Raw genomic sequence first — 19,035 nt, 5'->3', positions numbered from 1 at the left:
CCGTGCGACGGCCTTCTCCCATGCCCGGTCCCGTACGGCAGGATGACCCCCATGACCAAGGTGCACGAGGACAGCCCCGTACTGCCCACACAGCAGGACGAGGTCGCCGCAGCCGGCAGTGAGCTCATCGGCGGCCCGCTCGGCCGCTACGCCCGCCTCGGCGGGCACTGGCTGGGGCCGGTCCGGGTCGTGGCACTCATCGCCATCGGCATGTTCGCGCTCGGCATGGTCCAGAAGCTGCCCTGCTACGACTGGGCGTGGTTCCGGGGGGCGGGCTCGCAGTACACCCACGCCTGCTACTCCGACATCCCGCACCTGTACGCGGTGCGCGGCTTCTCCGACAACCTGACGCCCTACTTCGACCGGCTCCCCGGCGACATGGAGTACCTGGAGTACCCGGTGCTCACCGGGCTCTTCATGGAGATCGCCTCCTGGCTGACCCCCGGCAGCGGCTCCATGCAGCACCGCGAACAGATGTACTGGATGGTCAACGCGGGCATGCTGATGGCCTGCGCGGCCGTCATCGCCGTGTGCGTCGCCCGCACGCACCGCCGCCGCCCCTGGGACGCCCTGCTCTTCGCCCTGGCGCCGGCCTTCGCCCTGACGGCGACGATCAACTGGGACCTGCTGGCCATCGCCCTGACCGCTGCCGGGATGCTCATGTGGTCCCGCGGCCGGACGGTCCTCTTCGGCGTCCTCATCGGCCTGGCCACCGCGGCCAAGCTCTACCCGGTCCTGCTGCTCGGCGCGCTGTTCGTGCTCTGCTGGCGGGCCGGGAAGTGGCGCGCCTTCGGCGCCGCGGTACTCGGCGCGGCCGGAGCCTGGCTCGTGGTGAACCTGCCGGTCATGCTGTTCGCCTGGGACGGCTGGAAGAAGTTCTACACCTTCAGCCAGGAACGGCCCATCGACTTCGGCTCGGTGTGGCTGCTGATCTCCCAGCGCTCGGGCAACTCGCTGGACGGCGCCAACACGTACGCGACCGGCCTGACGCTCCTGCTGTGCGGGGCCGTCGGACTGCTCACCCTGACCGCCCCCCGCCGGCCCCGCTTCGCCCAGCTGGCCTTCCTCGTCGTCGCCGCGTTCATCCTGTGCAACAAGGTCTACTCACCGCAGTACGTGTTGTGGCTGATCCCGCTCGCGGCGCTGGCCCGGCCGCGCTGGCGGGACTTCCTGATCTGGCAGGCCGGCGAGGTCGTCTACTTCCTCGGGATCTGGTTCTACCTCGCCTACACCTCCAGCGCCGACAAGCACCAGGGCCTGCCCGTGGAGGGGTACCAGCTGGCGATCATCGCCCACCTGCTGACGACCCTCTACCTGTGCGCGGTCATCGTCCGGGACATCCTGATGCCCGAGCGGGACGTCGTACGGCGGGACGGCTCGGACGACCCCTCCGGCGGCGTCCTGGACGGCGCGGAGGACGTGTTCGTGCTGTCGGACGCGGCGAGGGCGCCGCAGAACGCGACGCCCTCGGAGGGACAGCGGGTCGCCTGGGGCACGAGCCCCCAGGACTGACCGGTCGGACTCAGGCGTCGAGCACCCGGTCGAACTGGGTGGTGGTGTGCCGCAGGTGCGCCACCAGCTCGTCGCCGACCTTCGGCTCGGTCGCGTCCGAGGGGACGAACAGGATCGACACCTGCATGTGCGGCGGCTCCGCGAACCAGCGCTGCTTGCCCGCCCACACGAAAGGCGAAAGGTTCCGGTTGACCGTCGCCAGACCCGCCCGGGCGACGCCCTTGGCGCGCGGCATCACACCGTGGAGCGCCTTGGGGGCCTCCAGGCCCACGCCGTGCGAGGTGCCACCGGCGACCACGACCAGCCAGCCGTCGGAGGCGGCCTTCTGCTGGCGGTAGCCGAACCGGTCGCCCTTGGCCACGCGCGTGACGTCGAGGATCGCGCCGCGGTACTCGGTGGCCTCGTGGTCGCCCAGCCACAGCCGGGTGCCGATGCGGGCTCGGAAGCGGGTCTGCGGGAACTGCTGCTGCAGCCGCGCGAGCTCCGCGGCCCGCAGGTGGCTGACGAACATGGTGTGCAGCGGCAGCCGGGCCGCGCGCAGCCGGTCCATCCAGCCGATGACCTCCTCGACGGCGTCCGAGCCGTCGGGGCGGTCCAGGGGCAGGTGCAGCGCGAAGCCCTCCAGCCGGACGTCCTCGATCGCGGCGTGCAGCTGGCCGAGGTCCTGCTCGGAGATGCCGTGACGGCGCATCGAGCTCATGCACTCGATGACCACCCTGGCTCCGACCAGACCGCGCACCCCGTCCAGGGACGCGACCGAACGGATCACCCGGTCCGGCAGCGGCACCGGGTCCTCGCCCCGCCGGAACGGGGTGAGGACGAGCAGGTCGCCGCCGAACCAGTCCTTGATGCTGGAGGCCTCGTACGTCGTTCCCACGGCCAGGATGTCGGCGCCCATGCGGGTCGCCTCCTCGCAGAGCCGCTCGTGACCGAAGCCGTATCCGTTGCCCTTGCAGACCGGGATCAGCCCGGGGAACTGGTCCTGGATCTGCTTCTGGTGCGCACGCCAGCGCGCGGTGTCGACGTAGAGCGTGAGCGCCATGCCCGTCCGGAACCTCTCCTGAGAAGCTGCGTGGTGCAGCGGTGCTGTGTGTGCGGGTGGGGTCGGTCAGCGGCGCGACATGTAGATGTCGAGGGCCTTGTGCAGCACCTTGTTGAGCGGGAAGTCCCACTCGCCGACGTACTCCACGGCCTCGCCGCCCGTACCGACCTTGAACTGGATCAGACCGAACAAATGATCGTTCTCGTCCAGGGTGTCAGAGATGCCGCGCAGGTCGTAGACGCTTGCGCCGAGCGCGTACGAGTCGCGCAGCATGCGCCACTGCATCGCGTTCGAGGGGCGGACCTCGCGCTTGTGGTTGGCGGAGGCGCCGTACGAGTACCAGACGTGCTGGCCGACGGTGAGCATCGTGGCGGCGGCCAGCGGCTCTCCCTCGTGCGTGGCGATGTAGAGCCGCATCCGGTTGGGGTCCTCGGAGTTGAGGGCCGTCCACTGGCGCTGGAAGTAGCTGAGCGGACGCGGGCGGAACTTGTCGCGCTCGGCCGTGATCTCGTACAGGTGCTGCCAGGTCGGCAGGTCGTCGTAGCCGCCCTGGACGACCTCGACACCGGCCTTCTCGGCCTTCTTGATGTTGCGGCGCCACAGCTGGTTGAAGCCCTTGAGGACGTCGTCCAGCGAGCGGTTGGCCAGCGGCACCTGGAAGACGTAGCGCGGCTGGACGTCACCGAAGCCGGCGCCACCGTCCTCGGCCTGCTGCCAGCCCATGCGGCGCAGCTTGTCCGACACCTCGAAGGCGCGGGGCTCGATGACCGAGGCCTCCACGTCGCGCAGGCGCTTCACGTTCGGGTCCTGGATACCGGCCTTGATGGCGGTGGAGTTCCAGCGGCGGATGACGACGGGCGGGCCCATCTTCACGGTGAAGGCGCCCTGGTGCTTGAGGTGGGCCAGCATCGGCTGGAGCCATTCCTCCAGATTCGGGGCGTACCAGTTGATGACCGGGCCCTCGGGGAGGTACGCGAGGTACCGCTTCACCTTGGGCAGCTGCCGGTACAACACGAGGGCCGCTCCGACGAGTTCGTCGGACTCGTTGAACCATCCGAGGTTCTCGGAACGCCACTCGTTCTTCACGTCGGCCCACGCCGGGACCTGGCAGTGGCTCGCCGAGGGCAGGCTCTGGAGGTAACCCAGATGCTGCTCTCGGCTGATGGTCCTCAGGGACAGGCTCATGCGGGGCGTCTCCTCCGGCGGCTTCGCTGCTATGGCGCGAAGCCTACTGCGACAGGGGCGCCACCCTTCTGGGGGACGGGCCGTGAGCCCGGGCCGGTGCGTGGCCGGCGCCCTGCCGAGGAGGTGTCCCGGCCGGTCCGCTCAGCCCCCGAAGAGGCCGCCGTGGAACATGCCGAGGTAGAAGCCGATGGCAGACGCGCCAAGGCCGATGATCAGCGCGAAGCGCTCGCGTGTCGTGACGGAGACGAACTGTCCGTACGCGCCGGTCAGGATTCCGATCAGCCCGGCCCACGAGCTGATCAGGTGAAGGTTGTGGAAGAAGGCCGTGACGAACGCCACGGCACCGAGGGTCAGAGTGACCGCCATCAGGGTGTCCTGCAGCGGATGGGGCTTGCCGTCGGTGGAGAGCAGCGAGATCTGAGGGGGCCGCATTGCCTGTGCCATCGGAAGGGCACCTCCTGGCTGAAGCTGGCGGTGCTGCGGGCTGCCTCCGGCAGGGGGCCGAGGGCATAGCACCGAGCACACCCGATGGATACAGATTGTGGCCCTCTCTCGGCGGATTTCAACCGGAAGGACGCGACCAGGTAGTCTGTACAGCTGCGCGGTGTCTGCTTCACGGACACCGTGCTCACGCATCACGACCCTCCTGCCACGGAACGACCGTGGCCGCTGAGTCCAAAGGAGGTGGGTTCCACATGCGTCACTACGAAGTGATGGTCATCCTCGACCCCGATCTCGAGGAGCGCGCTGTCTCCCCGCTGATCGAGAACTTCCTCTCCGTCGTCCGTGAGGGCAACGGAAAGGTCGAGAAGGTCGACACCTGGGGCCGTCGTCGTCTCGCTTACGAGATCAAGAAGAAGCCCGAGGGCATCTACTCGGTCATCGACCTTCAGGCCGAGCCTGCGGTCGTCAAGGAGCTTGACCGACAGATGAACCTGAACGAGTCGGTTCTCCGGACCAAGGTCCTTCGCCCCGAGACCCACTGAACTTCGGTTCAGCGGTAATCGGGATCGAGTAGCACAGCAGCCCAGCAGCAATCCCCGCCGAGAGGTTCATCCATGGCAGGCGAGACCGTCATCACGGTCGTCGGCAATCTCGTCGACGACCCCGAGCTGCGCTTCACCCCCTCGGGTGCGGCGGTCGCGAAGTTCCGTGTCGCGTCCACCCCCCGCACCTTCGACCGTCAGACCAATGAGTGGAAGGACGGCGAGAGCCTGTTCCTGACCTGCTCGGTGTGGCGGCAGGCGGCGGAGAACGTCGCCGAGTCCCTTCAGCGAGGCATGCGCGTCATCGTGCAGGGCCGGCTGAAGCAGCGGTCGTACGAGGACCGTGAGGGTGTCAAGCGCACGGTCTACGAGCTGGACGTCGAGGAAGTCGGCCCCAGCCTGAAGAACGCCACGGCCAAGGTCGCCAAGACCACCGGTCGCGGTGGCCAGGGTGGATACGGCGGCGGCGGTCAGCAGCAGGGCGGCGGCGGTGGCAACTGGGGCGGAGCCCCCGGTGGCCAGCAGCAGCAGGGCGGCGGAGCTCCCTCCGACGACCCGTGGGCGTCCAGCGCGCCGGCCGGTGGCCAGCAGCAGGGCGGCGGCGGGGGCGGTTGGGGCGGAAGCTCCGGCAGCTCCGGCGGTGGCTACTCGGACGAGCCGCCCTTCTAGGGCAGCTCGCATCCCCACTTCTTGATCACACAGGAGAGACACAATGGCGAAGCCGCCTGTGCGCAAGCCTAAGAAGAAGGTCTGCGCGTTCTGCAAGGACAAGACCGTGTACGTGGACTACAAGGACACGAACATGCTGCGGAAGTTCATTTCCGACCGTGGCAAGATCCGTGCCCGCCGCGTTACCGGCAACTGCACGCAGCACCAGCGTGACGTCGCCACGGCCGTCAAGAACAGCCGTGAGATGGCGCTGCTGCCCTACACGTCCACCGCACGATAAGGAAAGGGTGACCGACTAATGAAGATCATCCTGACCCACGAGGTTTCTGGCCTCGGTGCCGCCGGCGATGTCGTCGACGTCAAGGACGGTTACGCTCGCAACTACCTGGTCCCGCGTGGTTTCGCGATCCGCTGGACCAAGGGTGGCGAGAAGGACGTGGCGCAGATCCGCCGCGCCCGCAAGATCCACGAGATCGCGACCATCGAGCAGGCCAACGAGGTCAAGGCCAAGCTCGAGGGTGTGAAGGTCCGTCTGGCCACCCGCGCGGGTGACGCCGGTCGTCTCTTCGGTTCCGTGACCCCGGCCGACATCGCCACGGCGATCGAGTCCTCGGGTGGCCCGAAGGTCGACAAGCGCCGCGTCGAGCTCGGCTCCCCGATCAAGACCCTCGGTTCGTACCAGGTCTCCGTGCGTCTGCACGCCGACGTGGCCGCGAACGTGGGCATCGAGGTCGTCGCCGCCTAAGGGCTGCGCATGAAGGGCCGCACCCCTCCGGGGGTGCGGCCCTTCGTCGTTGTCGGGCGGTGTTTCACGTGAAACACCGCCCGCCCGGATCCGGCCTCGGATGTTTCACGTGAAACACGATCGGGGGCCGGCCGGCACACCCCTCAGCGGGTGGCTCCCGCGATCAGCCATCGGCCCGAGCCGGCGCGCAGCCGCAGCGTGATCATCCGGACCACCATCATCAGCGTCATGGCCCACCAGAGCGCCGTCAGGCCGCCTCCGAGGATCGGTACGAGCAGTGCCGCCGGGGCGAAGGCGGCCAGGGTCAGGAGCATGGCCCGGGCCAGGTAGCGGCCGTCTCCGGCGCCCATCAGGACCCCGTCGAGCACGAAGACGATGCCGGACACGGGTTGGGAGAGGGCCACGACGAGCAGGGCCGGCAGCAGGGCTGCCTCGACGGCCGGATCACTGGTGAACAGCGGGATGAACACCGGGCGGGCCAGGGCGACCAGCAGTCCGAGCACGACGCCCGAGGCGATCCCCCACTGCACCATGCGGCGACAGACGTCCTTGGCGCCGTCGGTGTCGCCCGCGCCCAGGTAGCGGCCGATGATCGCCTGTCCGGCGATGGCTATGGCGTCCAGGGCGAAGGCGAGCAGGCTCCACAGGGAGAGCAGGATCTGGTGGGCGGCGATATCGGCGTCGCCGAGCCGGGCGGCCACGGCGGTGGCGATCATCAGGATCGCGCGCAGCGACAGGGTGCGGACCAGCAGCGGGGCGCCCGCCTGGGCGCAGGCCCGGATGCCCGCGGCGTCGGGGCGCAGCGAGGCGCCGTGGCGCCGGGCGCCGCGGACGACCACGACGAGGTAGGCGGCGGCCATGGCGCACTGGGCGATGACCGTGCCCCAGGCGGAGCCGGCGATGCCGAGGCCCGCACCGTAGACCAGGGCGACGTTCAGGCCCGCGTTGAGGGCGAAGCCGCCGATGGCGACGTAGAGCGGCGTACGGGTGTCCTGGAGGCCGCGGATGACCCCTGTGGCGGCGAGGACCATGAGCATGGCCGGGATGCCGAGGGTGGAGATCCGTAGATAGGTGATCGCGTACGGGGCGACCGTGTCGGAGGCCCCGAAGAGCGAGACCAATGCGGGGGTGGCGGGCAGCACCACGGCGACGACGGCCGCGCCCAGTAGGAGGGCGAGCCAGATGCCGTCGATCCCCTGCCGGATGGCCGCCTGGAGGTCTCCCGCGCCGACGCGGCGGGAGACGGCCGCGGTGGTGGCGTAGGCGAGGAAGACGAAGACGCTCACGGCGGTGGTGAGGACCGCTGCGGCGATGCCGAGGCCGGCCAACTGGGGGGTGCCGAGGTGTCCCACGATGGCGCTGTCGGCCATCACGAAGAGGGGCTCGGCGACGAGCGCGCCGAAGGCAGGGAGAGCGAGTGCGAAGATCTCTCGGTCATGCCGCCCCCGCCCTGCCTTGGGTGCTGCGAGGGCCTGTGTCATGCGCTCAATCTAATCTTCCACAGGTAATGGATGCAACACCCTTTGGATCCTTACTGACGCGTTGACTTGGGCGTTCCTCGCACCTCGTTGGAGGCGATCTTGAGAAGGTGGCGAAGAATTTTCTCCACCGCTGCGGCTGGAGGTGGAAATCGCAGGTCAGGGTGGGTGACAGGGTGGCGCGGGTGATTTTGTCCACAGCGTCGTCCCCCGGTCCGTACACAGCTTCCGGCGAGTTACCCACAGCATTGGCGCCGTCATCCACATGTCATCCACACAGCCTGTGGATAACAAGATTGGCTGACGCCGCTCTCGGGCCTACCGTGGTTCGTTGCCCGACTCGCCGACGGCGGTTTCGGGTGCCCCAAATGTCAGAGCCGTGTCGTAGAAAGAGTGACACGGCGAGGTCCGCGTTGCGGACGGGAGGAGGCGGCCCGGTGAGCATGCCCGAGCCCATGGACGACCCTTGGGCCGACAGCGGTCCGGGTGACCGTCTGCCCGCCCGTCCGCGCCGTAACAGCGAAGGCCGCGGCCGCGGGGACGAACAGCACGACCGGGGCCGTGAGGGCGGCTCCTGGGACTCCGGCGGTGGCGGCGGCTTCGAGCGCGTCCCGCCCCAGGACCTCGACGCCGAGCAGTCGGTGCTCGGCGGCATGCTGCTCTCCAAGGACGCCATCGCGGACGTCGTCGAGGTCCTCAAGGGACACGACTTCTACCGGCCCTCGCACGAGACGATCTACCAGGCCATCCTCGACCTGTACGCCAAGGGCGAGCCGGCCGACCCGATCACCGTCGGCGCCGAGCTGACCCGTCGCGGCGAGATCAGCAAGGTGGGCGGGGCCTCGTACCTGCACACCCTGGTCCAGTCCGTGCCGACCGCGGCGAACGCCGAGTACTACGCGGAGATCGTCCACGAGCGGGCCGTCCTGCGACGCCTCGTCGCCGCCGGTACGAAGATCACGCAGATGGGCTACGCGGCCGACGGCGACGTCGACGAGATCGTCAACAGCGCCCAGGCCGAGATCTACGCCGTCACCGAGCAGCGGACCTCCGAGGACTACCTGCCGCTCGGCGACATCATGGAGGGCGCCCTCGACGAGATCGAGGCGATCGGCTCCCGCAGCGGCCAGATGTCGGGCGTTCCCACCGGCTTCACGGACCTGGACTCGCTCACCAACGGCCTGCACCCGGGCCAGATGATCGTCATCGCCGCCCGTCCCGCCATGGGTAAGTCCACGCTCGCGCTGGACTTCGCCCGGGCCTGCTCGATCAAGAGCAACCTGCCGAGCGTGATCTTCTCCCTCGAAATGGGGCGCAACGAGATCGCCATGCGCCTGCTCTCGGCGGAGGCCCGGGTGGCGCTCCACCACATGCGCTCCGGCACGATGACGGACGACGACTGGACCCGGCTCGCCCGCCGCATGCCGGACGTCTCCGCGGCCCCGCTCTACATCGACGACTCCCCCAACCTGTCGATGATGGAGATCCGGGCCAAGTGCCGTCGGCTCAAGCAGCGCAACGACCTCTCGCTCGTGGTCATCGACTACCTCCAGCTGATGCAGTCGGGCGGCTCGCGCCGTCCCGAGAGCCGTCAGCAGGAGGTCTCGGACATGTCCCGAAACCTCAAGCTGCTGGCGAAGGAGCTGGAGGTCCCCGTGATCGCGCTCTCCCAGCTGAACCGTGGTCCGGAACAGCGCACCGACAAGAAGCCGATGGTCTCCGACCTGCGTGAATCGGGTTCTATCGAGCAGGACGCGGACATGGTGATCCTGCTGCACCGCGAGGACGCGTACGAGAAGGAGTCCCCCCGTGCGGGTGAGGCGGACCTGATCGTGGCCAAGCACCGTAACGGCCCCACGGCCACGATCACGGTGGCCTTCCAGGGCCACTACTCACGCTTCGTGGACATGGCCAACACGTAGCATCCGATCATGGATGAGCTTGCTGAGGATCTGGAACTTCTCCCTTCCACCCGACGTGCGTTGAGGCACCGGATCGCCGTCGCGCAGAGCGAAGGGCGGGCGCCGTCCGTGGTGGCGGCCGTCCTGCGCGGCGGGGAAGTGGTCTGGGAGGGCTCCCGGACCTCGGTCGAGGGGCACGGCCCGGACGGCGACGTGCAGTACCGGATCGGGTCGATCACCAAGACGTTCACGGCGGTCCTCGTGATGCGACTGCGGGACGAGGGCCTGATCTCGCTCTCCGATCCGCTGGAGAAGCACCTGCCGGGAACCGCCGCCGGTCAGGTGACCATCGCCCAACTGCTCTGCCACACAAGTGGGTTGGCGGCGGAAACACCCGGCGAGTGGTGGGAGCGCACCCCCGGCGCGCAGCGGCCCGAGCTCGGCGACGTACTGGGGGACGAGCCCTTCAAGCTGACGCCGGGAACCAGGCACCACTACTCCAACCCCGGGTACACCCTGCTGGGTTCGCTGGTGGAGGCGGTGCGCGGACGGTCCTGGGAAGAGGCGCTGCACGCCGAGGTGCTGGAGCCGCTGGGGCTGGAGCGCACGAGCGGACAGCCGCAGGCCCCGCACGCGGGCGGCTGGGCGGTGCACCCCTGGGCCGACGTGATGATGCCCGAACCCCTGGAGGACCTCGGGCTGATGGCCGCGGCCGGCCGGCTGTGGTCCACGACCCGGGACCTGGCACGGTTCGCCGCCTTCCTGCTGCGCGGTGACGAGCGCGTCCTGTGCGCCGAGTCCGTACGGGAGATGCGTACGGCGGCCTCGCCCCCGGAGCCGGGGATCGCCGAGCACGGATACGGGCTGGGCCTGCAGCTGGCCTCCGTCGGCGGGCGCAAGCTCGTGGGGCACAGCGGATCGCTGCCCGGCTTCGTCGCGGGGCTGTGGCTGAGCGAGGCGGACGACCTGGCGGCCGTGGTGCTGGCGAACTGCACCTCGGGACTTCCGGCCTCGACGGTGGCCGCGGACCTCGTGGGGATCGTGGCGGACGCCGAACCGCGCTTCCCTCGGCCGTGGCGGCCGTTCCTGGAGTCGGACCACGTGCCGCTCGAACTGTGCGGTCCCTGGTACTGGGGGACTTCGCCCCAGGTCGTGCGCCTGACGGCGGACGGGCTGCTGGAACTGGGCCCGGTGGGCGCGAGCGGGCGCACGGCCCGCTTCCGGGCGGAGCCGGACGGCAGCTGGACCGGGCTTTCCGGCTACTACGCCGGTGAGACGCTGCGGGCGGTGCGCCGTGCCGACGGCTCGGTGAGCCATCTCGACCTGGCGTCCTTCGTGTTCACCCGGGAGCCGTACGACCCCGACGCCCCGGTGCCGGGCGGGGTGGACCCGCAGGGCTGGCGGGGCATCGGCTGACGGTCCGGGTCCGGGTCCGGTCCGCCCTCATCGGCCGCGGACCCGTGAGCGGATCAGGCTACGAGTTCACGTTCCAGCGGCGTACGGAAGCGCGGGGTGATCCGAGCCTCTCCCACCCATGTGGCGAGTCGCCCGGCCTCGGCGGTGATCGCCTGCTCGGCGGCCCGGCCGGGGTTGCCCAGCAGCCGCCAGACGATCTCGCCGTCGGGACGCTGCGCCCAGCCGCCGACGATCTCGCCATTCCACCACACGGTGGGGCCGATGTTGCCGGCGTAGTCGAACAGGGCGCTCCGGTGGGCGGGGTCGAGGTGGAAACCGCGATCGGCCCATCCCATACCGGTGGGGTCGAGTCCGGGCAGCAGCGCCGCCCACGGCTCCGGCGCCGGTTCTCGCCCCGTGTCCCCCGGGCCGACCAGGGCGGTGGTCCCGTCCTCCAGACGGACCTCGTCGGGGCCCACGGCGACGAGCGCCTTGCGCACCTCCGTGAGGGTCCACCCGGTCCACCACTTGAGGTCGGCCTCGGTGGCGGGGCCGTAGGCGTGCAGCCATCGGCGCGCGATCTCGGCGCGGGCCTCGGTGGCGGGTACGGCGGGCCAGCGCTCGGTGTGGACCCAGCGGTACTGGCTGGAGGTCCATGAGCCGCGTGGTCGGTCACGGCGGATCCGGCCGTCGGCGGCGAGCAGTCGGATGACCCGGGTGGCGACCCCCTGCTCGGTCTCGTACTTCTTGCCACGACTGATGGTGATCTTCCGGCGCAGCGCGGGTACGGCCGCGGACAACTGGCTGCCCGTGGAGGGGCCGTGGGCGTCGAGCGCGTCGAGTGCGGCGGCCTCGGCATCGGCGAGCCACGCGGCGTCGAGCCCCTGTCCGTCCTCGTCGAGGCGCTTGAGAAGGGTGCGGCGCTCCTTCGCGGCGATCGCGCGGGCGGTGGAGGCGTCCACGTGCGGGGCGAGCTCGGCGGAGACCGCGAAGAGCGTGTTGCGCATGCTGAGCAGGCGCACGAGGCTTACGTCCTCGTAGAGCGCCCGCTCGATCATGTCCGGGCCGCCCGCGGTGAGCCGGGCACGGGCCGAGAGGAAGACGGTCGCGGCGTCGGTGGCGTGCAGCGCGACGACGGAGTCCGCCGCCTCAACGACGGTCGCGGCGTGGGCCGACGGAGCCAGGCGGTGGCGCCGGCCGAGCCGGTGGCGTCGCTCGGCGGTGGTGACGAGAGGGAGGCTCATCCTCCCGATCGTAGGCCGGGTCGCCGATGCGACGGCCCGGCCCACGGGAACGTCCGGTCAGAGCTGGAGCTTGAACCCGACGTGCGAAGCGGTGAAGCCGAGCCGTTCGTAGAAGCGGTGGGCATCGGTCCGGGTGGCGTCCGAAGTCAGCTGCACCAGCGCGCAGTTCTCGGCACGGGATGTCTCGACGGCCCATTCGATGAACCGGGTGCCCAGGCCGCCGCCACGTTCGTCGGCGTGTACACGGACGCCCTCGATGATCGAACGGGTGGCTCCCTTGCGGGAGAGCCCCGGGACGATCGTCAGCTGGAGGGTGCCCACGACACGGTCGGCGCGGACGGCGACGACCAGGTGCTGGTTCGGGTCGCCGGTGAGGCGCTTCAGTGCCGCGAGGTACGGGGTGAGGTCCTCCGGGGACTCGCGGGCGGCGCCGAGCGGGTCGTCGGCCAGCATGGCGACGATGGCGGGCACATCGGCCTCGGTGGCCGGCCGGATCGTCAGTTCGGGAGTGTCGGTCATGACGCGTTCTCCTCTCAGCCCGCGGCCACGGTGAGCGGCGCCCACCGGCGGGTCCAGTCGCCGGGCAGGTCGGGGATGTCCCGCGTCATGACGGCGTTGAAGGCGACGGAGGCCAGGCCCCGGTCCTTGAGCCAGGCGAGGAGTTCCTCGTGCCGTACATCGACGTCGGTGCGAAGCTCCCGGTCCGTGCCGGTCGCCAGCGCGGTGACCAGGGACTGGGCGGTCGCGGTGTCGTGGGCGATCAGCGGGCCGATGACATGGGTGTCCATATTGGGCCAGGCCGCCGCGTAGCCGGTGAGTGTGCCGTCTGCGGAGTGGTCCTCGGCGACGACCAGCCGGTCGGCGAAGGCGGGCAGCCGGGTGATCATGTGCGTGCGGTCGGTGCCGAAGACCTCGGCGTCCAGGCGCAGGATGCGCGGCAGGTCCTCCGCGGTCGCCGGCCGGATCCGGGAGGTCCCGCTTGTGGCGGGGGCGGTCTCGTGCCGGAAGGCTCCCCTCAGCATCTCGGCGCGGCCGGTCGTCTCGAAGCCCAGTTCCTCGTACAGGGGTCGTCCGTACGGAGTGGCGTGCAAGGTGAGGGGCACGCCCTTGAGTACGCCGTCGCAGACGTGGGTCATCAGACGGCGGCCCAGACCTTGGCGGGCGAAGCGGTCGGCCACGAGAACCATCCCGATGGCGGCGAGCTCCGGTCCGGCGTGCGACCCGCCGTAGCGGGTGACCACGCATGCGGCCGCGAGTCCCCGGCCGTCCGGGGCGTCGACGCCGTAGCCGCTTCCTGCGGCGAGGAGCAGACGCCACTTGTGTTCCTCGCGGAGCCATCCGCGATCTTCGGACAGGTCGGCGCAGCGGCGGAGATCATCCACGGTCAGCGCTCGGATCGGTAGATCGGTGATGTGTGGTGGTGTCACCTGGCCCAGACTGGATCATGGACCGGGAGTCGTCCAGAGGGTTTGCGGGTGGATGTTTCACGTGAAACACCAGGCGCCATGGCACGGGGTGCCGGACGATGTTTCACGTGAAACGCGGTGTTTCACGTGAAACGGACCGGCTAGCCTCGTGGGCTATGACCCTCCTGCACCTCTTCGATCTCGACGGGACGCTGATGTACGGCTCGTCCTCGCCGGTCGAAATCTCTCGGCAGCTCGGGCTGAGCGCCGAGATCGCCGAGCTGGAACGAGCCTTCGGCGCACAGAAGATGAGGCCGCACCAGTTCTCGGTGGCCGCCCATGCGCTGTGGGCCGATCTGACGCCCGCCCACGTCCGGGCGGCGTTCGACGGGGCTCCCTGGCTCACGGGGATCCGGGATGTGTGGCAGGAGATCCGGGAACGCGGGGACTACTGCGCGGTGATCTCCCTGTCTCCTTCGTTCTTCGTGGAGCTGCTGCTGGAGTGGGGTGCGGATGCCGCGCACGGCTCGGTCTTCCCGGCGGTGCCGTTCACCCGTCCCGTGGAGGAGTCCGGGATCCTCACGCCCGAGGGCAAGGTCATGGTGGCGGACCGGCTCTGCGCGCAGTTCGGTGTGAGTCGGGACGACTGCGTCGCCTACGGGGATTCGGTGACCGATGCCTTGCTCTTCGATGTGGTGCCGGTCTCGGTGGCGGTCAATGCGCGGCCTTTCCTGGCCGAGCGGGCGACTCATGTCTACGAAGGTCGGGATCTGCGAGAGGCATACCAGCTCGTGGGGCTGACGCGCCCGGGAGTTGACGCATCTTAGGAGGAAAGTGGGTTCGAAACGCGGATTTTCTTCATTTCCCCGCAGGCCTCTGAGTCGGCCGGCACGCTGTGAAACCCGGAACCACGGATTCACAGGCCGTGGCGTGTGCAGACCGACCGAGATGCTCGAAGCGAGGCACCGCATGGACGCTCCGCCCACCAGATCGGCCAGACGCGAATCGGCCCGGATATCCGGCGAGGGCGGTGCGATCGAGCCCTCACCGGATGCCGTACTCATCCGCCGGACCCTCGCGGAGATCGCCCCCGTCGCCGACAAGGTGACCTCGTACTTCTACGCTCTGGTCTTCACCGGGCACCCCGAGGTGCGCGGCATGTTCCCCGTCGCCATGGACGTGCAGCGGGACCGCCTGCTGAAGGCGCTGCTGACCGCGGCCGAGCACATCGACAATCCCGCCGTCCTCGTCCCCTACCTGCGCCGACTGGGCGCCGGGCACCGCAAGTACGGCACGATGGCCGGTCATTACCCGGCGGTCGGCGAGGCCCTCGTCGGGGCACTGGCCCGCTACGCGCACCACAGCTGGGGGCCCGAGGCGCAGGCCGCCTGGGTACGCGCGTACACCGCGATCTCCCAGATCATGATCGACGCGGCGGCGGAGGAGGAGGTGAAGGCCCCGGCGTGGTGGAACGCCGAGGTGGTCTCGCACGATCTGCGCACCCCGGACATCGCGGTGCTGACGGTCCGCCCCGACCAGCCCTACGCCTTCCTCGCCGGCCAGTACGCGAGCCTGGAGACCCCGTGGTGGCCGCGGGTGTGGCGGCACTACTCCTTCGCCTCGGCGCCGCGCGCCGACGGACTGCTGTCCTTCCACGTCAAGGCCGTCCCCGCGGGCTGGGTCTCCAACGCGCTGGTGCGGCATGCCCGACCGGGAGACGTCCTGCGCCTGGGACCGCCGGCCGGGTCGATGGTGGTGGACCACACCACGGACAACGGCATGCTGTGCCTGGGCGGGGGCACGGGGATCGCGCCGATCAAGGCGCTCATCGAGGACGTGGCCGAGCACGGCGAGCGGCGTCCGGTCGAGGTGTTCTTCGGGGCCCGCAGTAACAGCGACCTCTACGACAAGGACACGCTGCTGGGGCTCCAGCGCTCGCATCCGTGGCTGTCGGTGCGCCCGGTGGTCGGCGACGGCCTGGCCGGACAGCTGCCGCAGGCGGTGGGTGAGCATGGGCCGTGGAGCTCGTACGACGCGTTCATCTCAGGGCCGCCCGCGATGATCCGCAACGGAGTGGACGAGCTCCTGCGGATCGGCATCCCCTGCGAGCGGATCCGGCACGACGCGGTGGAGGAGCTCGCCGGCATCGCCGGCTGAGACCGGAGGCAGCCCCGGTCTCAGGCCGGACTCAGCCCAGGTCGGGAGCGTGCATGGCGCGGACACCCTCGATGTTGCCGTCGAGGTAGTGCCGCAGGGACAGCGGGACGAGGTGGACGGCGGCGATGCCCACCCTGCTGAAGGGCACGCGGACGATCTCGTACTCACCCTCGGGCTCGTCGATCTCGGGGCCGTGCCGGAGGCTCGGGTCCATCGATTCGAGGCGGCAGACGAAGAAGTGCTGCACCTTCACGCCGGTCACCCCCCGGTCGGCGATGTGCTCGACGGTGTCGACGAAGCAGGGGACCACATCGGTGATCTTCGCGCCGAGTTCTTCGTGGACCTCCCGGTGGAGCGCGTCGACGACGGTGGGGTCCGAGGACTCCACTCCCCCGCCGGGGGTGAGCCAGTACGGGTCGACGCCGGGCCTGGTGCGTTTGATGAGGATCAGGTCGTCACCGTCGAGCAGGATCGCGCGGGCGGTGCGTTTGACCACGGGACGTTCGGTCATGGGAGAAGAGTGGCCCGCCACTCCGCTTCTGAAACGCGCCACGGCCGGAAAAGGGTCGACTCACCAGTGCGCGGCGGCGTCCAGCAGCCGCTCGTGCGCCCGGGCGAGGTGGGCGAGGGCCAGGCTCCCGGTCCGCACGACCAGGAACCAGGTACGCAGCGGCGGCACCGCGGGCTCCGCCAGCGCCACGATCCGACCGCTGTCGAGGGCGTCCTGGCACAGGTAGCGGGGCAGGACGGCGAGCCCGGCGCCGGCCCGGACGCATTCCAGCACGGCGCGCAGGTCCGGCACCACCACGGTGGCGGCCAGGGACCTGGCATCGGGCAGGGTGTCGAAGACGGCGGTCCAGTAGCGGGTGACGAGCGGCAGACTCTCGTGGACCTCGACGAGAGGGATGCCGTCCAGGGCGGCGCACCCCTCCTCGCGCAGACGGTCCATGTCGACGAGGGCCGCCCAGTACGGCGCGGCGACCAGCACGTGCTCCTCGTCGCACAGCGCGGTGGCGGTGAAGAGCCCGCCCCGGGGGTGGGCGGTGGTGACGACGAGGTCGTGATGGCCGGCGGCGAGCCCGTGGAGGATCGCCTCGGCATCGGTCTGCGGGGTGGCGCGCAGGGTGTGCCCCTGGCCGACCAGGAGGGCGAGGGCCGGCAGCACGCGCAGACACAGGAACTCGGGGGACCCGGCGACGTGGAGGGTGCGTAACGCACCGGCGGCCCCGCGCTCGGACTCGGTGATCCGCAACAGGGCGTCCAGGTGCGGGGCCGCTTTGTGGGCCAGCTCGTCGCCGACGGCGGTGGGGGTCACGCCACGGGCCCGGCGATGGAAGAGCGGGCGCCCCAACTGCCTTTCCAGGGTGCGGATCTGTGAGGTCACGGCGGGCTGCGACAGTCCGAGGAGGGTGGCTGCCCGGGTGAACGAGCCGGCCCGGTGGACGGCGACGAAGGTGCGCAGCAGGGTCAGGTCCATCGCTGCACCTCTCGGTGGGGGCCTTCAACTATAAATATGCAGATAGGTCCCTGTCGTTACCGTGATTGGACTCTGACGCAGAGTCAATTAGCCTTGTCGCGTGGTTCTTCGCGCGGGAACCCGGAGCGGTCCGAGCCACCAGGGGGGAGGCTCGGACCGTTCTCCACGAGGACGTCCCTGCCCGGTTCAGCCCCGGGCGCCCGCGTGGTTGAGGGCGCGCAGCACGTCCGCGACCAGGTCATCGGTGTCCTCCGCGCCGGCGGAGAAGCGGATGAAGCCCTCCGGCACGGCGTCGCCGCCCCAGCGCCCGCGCCGTTCGGCGGTGGACCGTACCCCGCCGAAACTCGTGGCGTCCTCGACCAGGCGCAGGGCCGCCATGAACCGCTCCGCGTGCGCGCGGTCGGGCAGGGTGAAGGAGACCACCGACCCGAAGCCCCGCATCTGTCGGGCGGCCGTCTTGTGCGAGCGATCCGTGGCAAGCCCTGGATAGCGCAGTCCGCTCACGTCCGTCCGGTGCGTCAGCGCCTCGGCCACGGCCAGTGCGTTGGCCCACTGGCGCTGCGCGCGCAGCTGGATCGTGGCGAGCGAGCGGTGGGCGAGCCAGGCCTCCATGGGGCCCGGGATCGCGCCGACGATCTTGCGCCACCTCCGGACGCGGGCGGCGAGCTCCGGATCGCGGCACACGACGTACCCGAGCAGGACGTCGCCGTGGCCGGTGAGGCCCTTGGTGCCGCTCGCCACCGAGAAGTCCGCCCCCAGCTCCAGGGGGCGTTGCCCGAGGGGGGTGGCCAGGGTGTTGTCGACGGCGACCAGGGTCCGGCCGGCATGTGCCGCGTCCACGAGGCGGCGTACGTCGCACACGTCGAGCCCGGGGTTGGACGGGGTCTCGATCCACAGCAGGCGGGCCCCGTCGAGGGCCGTGAGCTGGGCGTCGTCACCGGTCGCAGCGGTGCGCACGTGGATCCCGTACGCCTCCAGCTGCTCACGCAGCAGGGGCAGCGCCTGGTAGCCGTCGTCCGGCAGGACCACGGTGTCGCCGGAGTGCGTCTGGGAGAGGAGGACGGCGGAGACCGCCGCCATGCCGGAGGCGAAGACGATGGTGTGCACGTCCTCGCCGGGAGCTTCCAGTTCCCCGATCGCGCGTTCCAGCAGCGTCCAGGTCGGGTTGGTGTCACGGCCGTACGCGTAGGGGCCCTCGACGTCGCCGGGGAGGTGGAAGTGGGCGGCGAAGACCGGTCCGGGCAGGGGCGGCTCGTTCTTGACGGCCTCGGGCAGTCCGGCCCGGACGGCGCGGGTGCCGTCGCCGAGTCCGGCCGCACCGGTCCCCTGGGGGGCGTGTTCGTTCATGGGGTGGGCTCCTTCACGGCGGTGCGTACGGCATCCAGCAGGCCGGGGCTCGCGGCCTCGACCAGCTCCAGGCACTCCTCGAACCCGTCGAGCGGCCCGTAGTAGGGATCCGGTACGTCGGTCTCGGCGGCCGAGGCCGCCGGATCGTAGGACCGCAGCAGCCGCACCTTCGCGGCGTCCTGCGCGGTGGGCGCGAGTGCCCGGAGGTCCCGCAGATGCCCGGCGTCGAGCGCGATGACGAGGTCCAGGCGCGCGAACCAGGAGGACCGGAACTGGCGGGCCCGGTGGTCCTGCTCGTAGCCGGCCGCCTCCAGGACGGAGACGGTGCGCGGATCGGCGCCGTCCCCCTCGTGCCAGCCGCCGGTGCCGGCGCTGTCCACCTCGACCAGGGCGGCGAGTCCGTCCGCCGCCACATGGGCGCGGAAGACCGACTCGGCCATGGGGGAGCGGCATATGTTGCCCGTGCAGACGAAGCAGACGCGGTACATGGC

The 19,035-nt window shown here is 70.3% G+C and carries 20 protein-coding genes; 9 read left to right on the top strand and 11 right to left on the bottom strand.

Annotation, left to right across the window (positions count from 1 at the left end):
• Positions 1 to 51: 51 nt before the first annotated feature.
• On the top strand, positions 52 to 1,512 hold the full coding sequence (locus OG624_RS20570) for a glycosyltransferase family 87 protein (protein WP_078908968.1): 1,461 nt from the start codon (positions 52 to 54) through the stop codon (positions 1,510 to 1,512).
• A 10-nt stretch (positions 1,513 to 1,522) separates the two neighbouring features.
• Here the strand turns inward: OG624_RS20570 and OG624_RS20565 are convergent, their stop codons facing one another.
• From OG624_RS20565 to OG624_RS20555, 3 genes are all read right to left on the bottom strand, one after another.
• Positions 1,523 to 2,554, bottom strand: a complete 1,032-nt coding sequence (locus tag OG624_RS20565; protein ID WP_326748481.1) for an alanine racemase — start codon at positions 2,552 to 2,554, stop codon at positions 1,523 to 1,525.
• 66 nt (positions 2,555 to 2,620) lie between these two features.
• Positions 2,621 to 3,739 (bottom strand): lipid II:glycine glycyltransferase FemX, encoded by a 1,119-nt coding sequence (locus OG624_RS20560; RefSeq protein ID WP_030713907.1) that lies wholly within the window; start codon positions 3,737 to 3,739, stop codon positions 2,621 to 2,623.
• Between the two features lie 141 nt (positions 3,740 to 3,880).
• Positions 3,881 to 4,183: a hypothetical protein gene (locus tag OG624_RS20555; RefSeq protein ID WP_030008388.1), complete on the bottom strand. Its 303-nt coding sequence runs from the start codon at positions 4,181 to 4,183 to the stop codon at positions 3,881 to 3,883.
• Positions 4,184 to 4,434: 251 nt separating this feature from the next.
• On the opposite strand from OG624_RS20555, the gene rpsF reads away from it, so the two are divergent.
• From rpsF to rplI, 4 genes are all read left to right on the top strand, one after another.
• Entirely contained in the window at positions 4,435 to 4,725 is a 291-nt protein-coding gene (gene rpsF / locus OG624_RS20550; protein ID WP_004950685.1) for a 30S ribosomal protein S6, read from the top strand.
• Positions 4,726 to 4,797: 72 nt separating this feature from the next.
• Positions 4,798 to 5,394 (top strand): single-stranded DNA-binding protein, encoded by a 597-nt coding sequence (locus tag OG624_RS20545; RefSeq protein WP_033214974.1) that lies wholly within the window; start codon positions 4,798 to 4,800, stop codon positions 5,392 to 5,394.
• A gap of 43 nt (positions 5,395 to 5,437) precedes the next feature.
• A complete protein-coding gene (rpsR, locus tag OG624_RS20540) occupies positions 5,438 to 5,674 on the top strand; it encodes a 30S ribosomal protein S18 (protein WP_003956534.1) in 237 nt (78 codons plus the stop codon).
• Between the two features lie 18 nt (positions 5,675 to 5,692).
• On the top strand, positions 5,693 to 6,139 hold the full coding sequence (gene rplI / locus OG624_RS20535; RefSeq protein WP_030008386.1) for a 50S ribosomal protein L9: 447 nt from the start codon (positions 5,693 to 5,695) through the stop codon (positions 6,137 to 6,139).
• A gap of 143 nt (positions 6,140 to 6,282) precedes the next feature.
• On the opposite strand, the gene OG624_RS20530 is transcribed toward rplI, so the two are convergent.
• Complete coding sequence (locus OG624_RS20530; RefSeq protein WP_371639690.1) at positions 6,283 to 7,620, bottom strand: MATE family efflux transporter; 1,338 nt, start codon at positions 7,618 to 7,620, stop codon at positions 6,283 to 6,285.
• Positions 7,621 to 8,072: 452 nt separating this feature from the next.
• Here OG624_RS20530 and dnaB point away from each other — a divergent pair, with 452 nt between their 5' ends.
• Complete coding sequence (dnaB, locus tag OG624_RS20525; RefSeq protein WP_030713894.1) at positions 8,073 to 9,539, top strand: replicative DNA helicase; 1,467 nt, start codon at positions 8,073 to 8,075, stop codon at positions 9,537 to 9,539.
• A 9-nt stretch (positions 9,540 to 9,548) separates the two neighbouring features.
• A complete protein-coding gene (locus OG624_RS20520) occupies positions 9,549 to 10,934 on the top strand; it encodes a serine hydrolase domain-containing protein (RefSeq protein ID WP_033214979.1) in 1,386 nt (461 codons plus the stop codon).
• Positions 10,935 to 10,987: 53 nt separating this feature from the next.
• On the opposite strand, the gene OG624_RS20515 is transcribed toward OG624_RS20520, so the two are convergent.
• From OG624_RS20515 to OG624_RS20505, 3 genes are read right to left on the bottom strand one after another with little or no spacing between them, the layout of a single operon-like run.
• Positions 10,988 to 12,157 carry a winged helix DNA-binding domain-containing protein gene (locus OG624_RS20515; protein ID WP_033214980.1) on the bottom strand — a complete coding sequence of 390 codons (1,170 nt, stop codon included), beginning with the start codon at positions 12,155 to 12,157 and terminating at the stop codon, positions 10,988 to 10,990.
• A 57-nt stretch (positions 12,158 to 12,214) separates the two neighbouring features.
• Positions 12,215 to 12,676, bottom strand: coding sequence for a GNAT family N-acetyltransferase (locus OG624_RS20510; RefSeq protein WP_033214981.1), 462 nt, complete (start codon positions 12,674 to 12,676; stop codon positions 12,215 to 12,217).
• A gap of 14 nt (positions 12,677 to 12,690) precedes the next feature.
• Positions 12,691 to 13,584 (bottom strand): GNAT family N-acetyltransferase, encoded by an 894-nt coding sequence (locus OG624_RS20505; RefSeq protein ID WP_033214983.1) that lies wholly within the window; start codon positions 13,582 to 13,584, stop codon positions 12,691 to 12,693.
• 155 nt (positions 13,585 to 13,739) lie between these two features.
• Between OG624_RS20505 and OG624_RS20500 the strand changes: the two genes are divergently transcribed.
• Together OG624_RS20500 and OG624_RS20495 are read left to right on the top strand one after the other, a co-directional pair.
• A complete protein-coding gene (locus tag OG624_RS20500; RefSeq protein WP_030713880.1) occupies positions 13,740 to 14,390 on the top strand; it encodes an HAD family hydrolase in 651 nt (216 codons plus the stop codon).
• A 121-nt stretch (positions 14,391 to 14,511) separates the two neighbouring features.
• Complete coding sequence (locus tag OG624_RS20495; protein ID WP_078908969.1) at positions 14,512 to 15,720, top strand: globin domain-containing protein; 1,209 nt, start codon at positions 14,512 to 14,514, stop codon at positions 15,718 to 15,720.
• A 31-nt stretch (positions 15,721 to 15,751) separates the two neighbouring features.
• On the opposite strand, the gene OG624_RS20490 is transcribed toward OG624_RS20495, so the two are convergent.
• From OG624_RS20490 to OG624_RS20475, 4 genes are all read right to left on the bottom strand, one after another.
• Positions 15,752 to 16,231 carry an NUDIX domain-containing protein gene (locus OG624_RS20490; RefSeq protein ID WP_033214991.1) on the bottom strand — a complete coding sequence of 160 codons (480 nt, stop codon included), beginning with the start codon at positions 16,229 to 16,231 and terminating at the stop codon, positions 15,752 to 15,754.
• Positions 16,232 to 16,291: 60 nt separating this feature from the next.
• Positions 16,292 to 17,197, bottom strand: a complete 906-nt coding sequence (locus tag OG624_RS20485) for a LysR family transcriptional regulator (protein WP_033214993.1) — start codon at positions 17,195 to 17,197, stop codon at positions 16,292 to 16,294.
• Between the two features lie 186 nt (positions 17,198 to 17,383).
• Positions 17,384 to 18,544, bottom strand: coding sequence for a cystathionine gamma-lyase (locus OG624_RS20480; RefSeq protein WP_371588100.1), 1,161 nt, complete (start codon positions 18,542 to 18,544; stop codon positions 17,384 to 17,386).
• Positions 18,541 to 19,032 carry a low molecular weight protein-tyrosine-phosphatase gene (locus tag OG624_RS20475; protein WP_033214997.1) on the bottom strand — a complete coding sequence of 164 codons (492 nt, stop codon included), beginning with the start codon at positions 19,030 to 19,032 and terminating at the stop codon, positions 18,541 to 18,543. Before OG624_RS20475 ends, OG624_RS20480 begins: the two co-directional genes overlap by 4 nt.
• Positions 19,033 to 19,035: the final 3 nt, after the last annotated feature.

The sequence above is a fragment of the Streptomyces virginiae genome, assembly GCF_041432505.1.
Taxonomy (GTDB): Bacteria; Actinomycetota; Actinomycetes; order Streptomycetales; family Streptomycetaceae; genus Streptomyces; species Streptomyces virginiae_A.
The sequence above is the reverse complement of the archived record's forward strand: the minus strand, read 5'-3'. Positions and strand labels throughout refer to the sequence as shown.

Excerpts from the sequence above, each read along its gene's own strand:
- OG624_RS20570 (WP_078908968.1), top strand. The coding sequence starts at position 52 with ATGACCAAGGTGCACGAGGACAGCCCCGTACTGCCCACACAGCAGGAC.
- OG624_RS20565 (WP_326748481.1), bottom strand. The coding sequence starts at position 2,554 with ATGGCGCTCACGCTCTACGTCGACACCGCGCGCTGGCGTGCGCACCAG.
- OG624_RS20560 (WP_030713907.1), bottom strand. The coding sequence starts at position 3,739 with ATGAGCCTGTCCCTGAGGACCATCAGCCGAGAGCAGCATCTGGGTTAC.
- OG624_RS20555 (WP_030008388.1), bottom strand. The coding sequence starts at position 4,183 with ATGGCACAGGCAATGCGGCCCCCTCAGATCTCGCTGCTCTCCACCGAC.
- rpsF (WP_004950685.1), top strand. The coding sequence starts at position 4,435 with ATGCGTCACTACGAAGTGATGGTCATCCTCGACCCCGATCTCGAGGAG.
- OG624_RS20545 (WP_033214974.1), top strand. The coding sequence starts at position 4,798 with ATGGCAGGCGAGACCGTCATCACGGTCGTCGGCAATCTCGTCGACGAC.
- rpsR (WP_003956534.1), top strand. The coding sequence starts at position 5,438 with ATGGCGAAGCCGCCTGTGCGCAAGCCTAAGAAGAAGGTCTGCGCGTTC.
- rplI (WP_030008386.1), top strand. The coding sequence starts at position 5,693 with ATGAAGATCATCCTGACCCACGAGGTTTCTGGCCTCGGTGCCGCCGGC.
- OG624_RS20530 (WP_371639690.1), bottom strand. The coding sequence starts at position 7,620 with ATGACACAGGCCCTCGCAGCACCCAAGGCAGGGCGGGGGCGGCATGAC.
- dnaB (WP_030713894.1), top strand. The coding sequence starts at position 8,073 with ATGGACGACCCTTGGGCCGACAGCGGTCCGGGTGACCGTCTGCCCGCC.
- OG624_RS20520 (WP_033214979.1), top strand. The coding sequence starts at position 9,549 with ATGGATGAGCTTGCTGAGGATCTGGAACTTCTCCCTTCCACCCGACGT.
- OG624_RS20515 (WP_033214980.1), bottom strand. The coding sequence starts at position 12,157 with ATGAGCCTCCCTCTCGTCACCACCGCCGAGCGACGCCACCGGCTCGGC.
- OG624_RS20510 (WP_033214981.1), bottom strand. The coding sequence starts at position 12,676 with ATGACCGACACTCCCGAACTGACGATCCGGCCGGCCACCGAGGCCGAT.
- OG624_RS20500 (WP_030713880.1), top strand. The coding sequence starts at position 13,740 with ATGACCCTCCTGCACCTCTTCGATCTCGACGGGACGCTGATGTACGGC.
- OG624_RS20495 (WP_078908969.1), top strand. The coding sequence starts at position 14,512 with ATGCTCGAAGCGAGGCACCGCATGGACGCTCCGCCCACCAGATCGGCC.
- OG624_RS20490 (WP_033214991.1), bottom strand. The coding sequence starts at position 16,231 with ATGACCGAACGTCCCGTGGTCAAACGCACCGCCCGCGCGATCCTGCTC.
- OG624_RS20485 (WP_033214993.1), bottom strand. The coding sequence starts at position 17,197 with ATGGACCTGACCCTGCTGCGCACCTTCGTCGCCGTCCACCGGGCCGGC.
- OG624_RS20480 (WP_371588100.1), bottom strand. The coding sequence starts at position 18,544 with ATGAACGAACACGCCCCCCAGGGGACCGGTGCGGCCGGACTCGGCGAC.
- OG624_RS20475 (WP_033214997.1), bottom strand. The coding sequence starts at position 19,032 with ATGTACCGCGTCTGCTTCGTCTGCACGGGCAACATATGCCGCTCCCCC.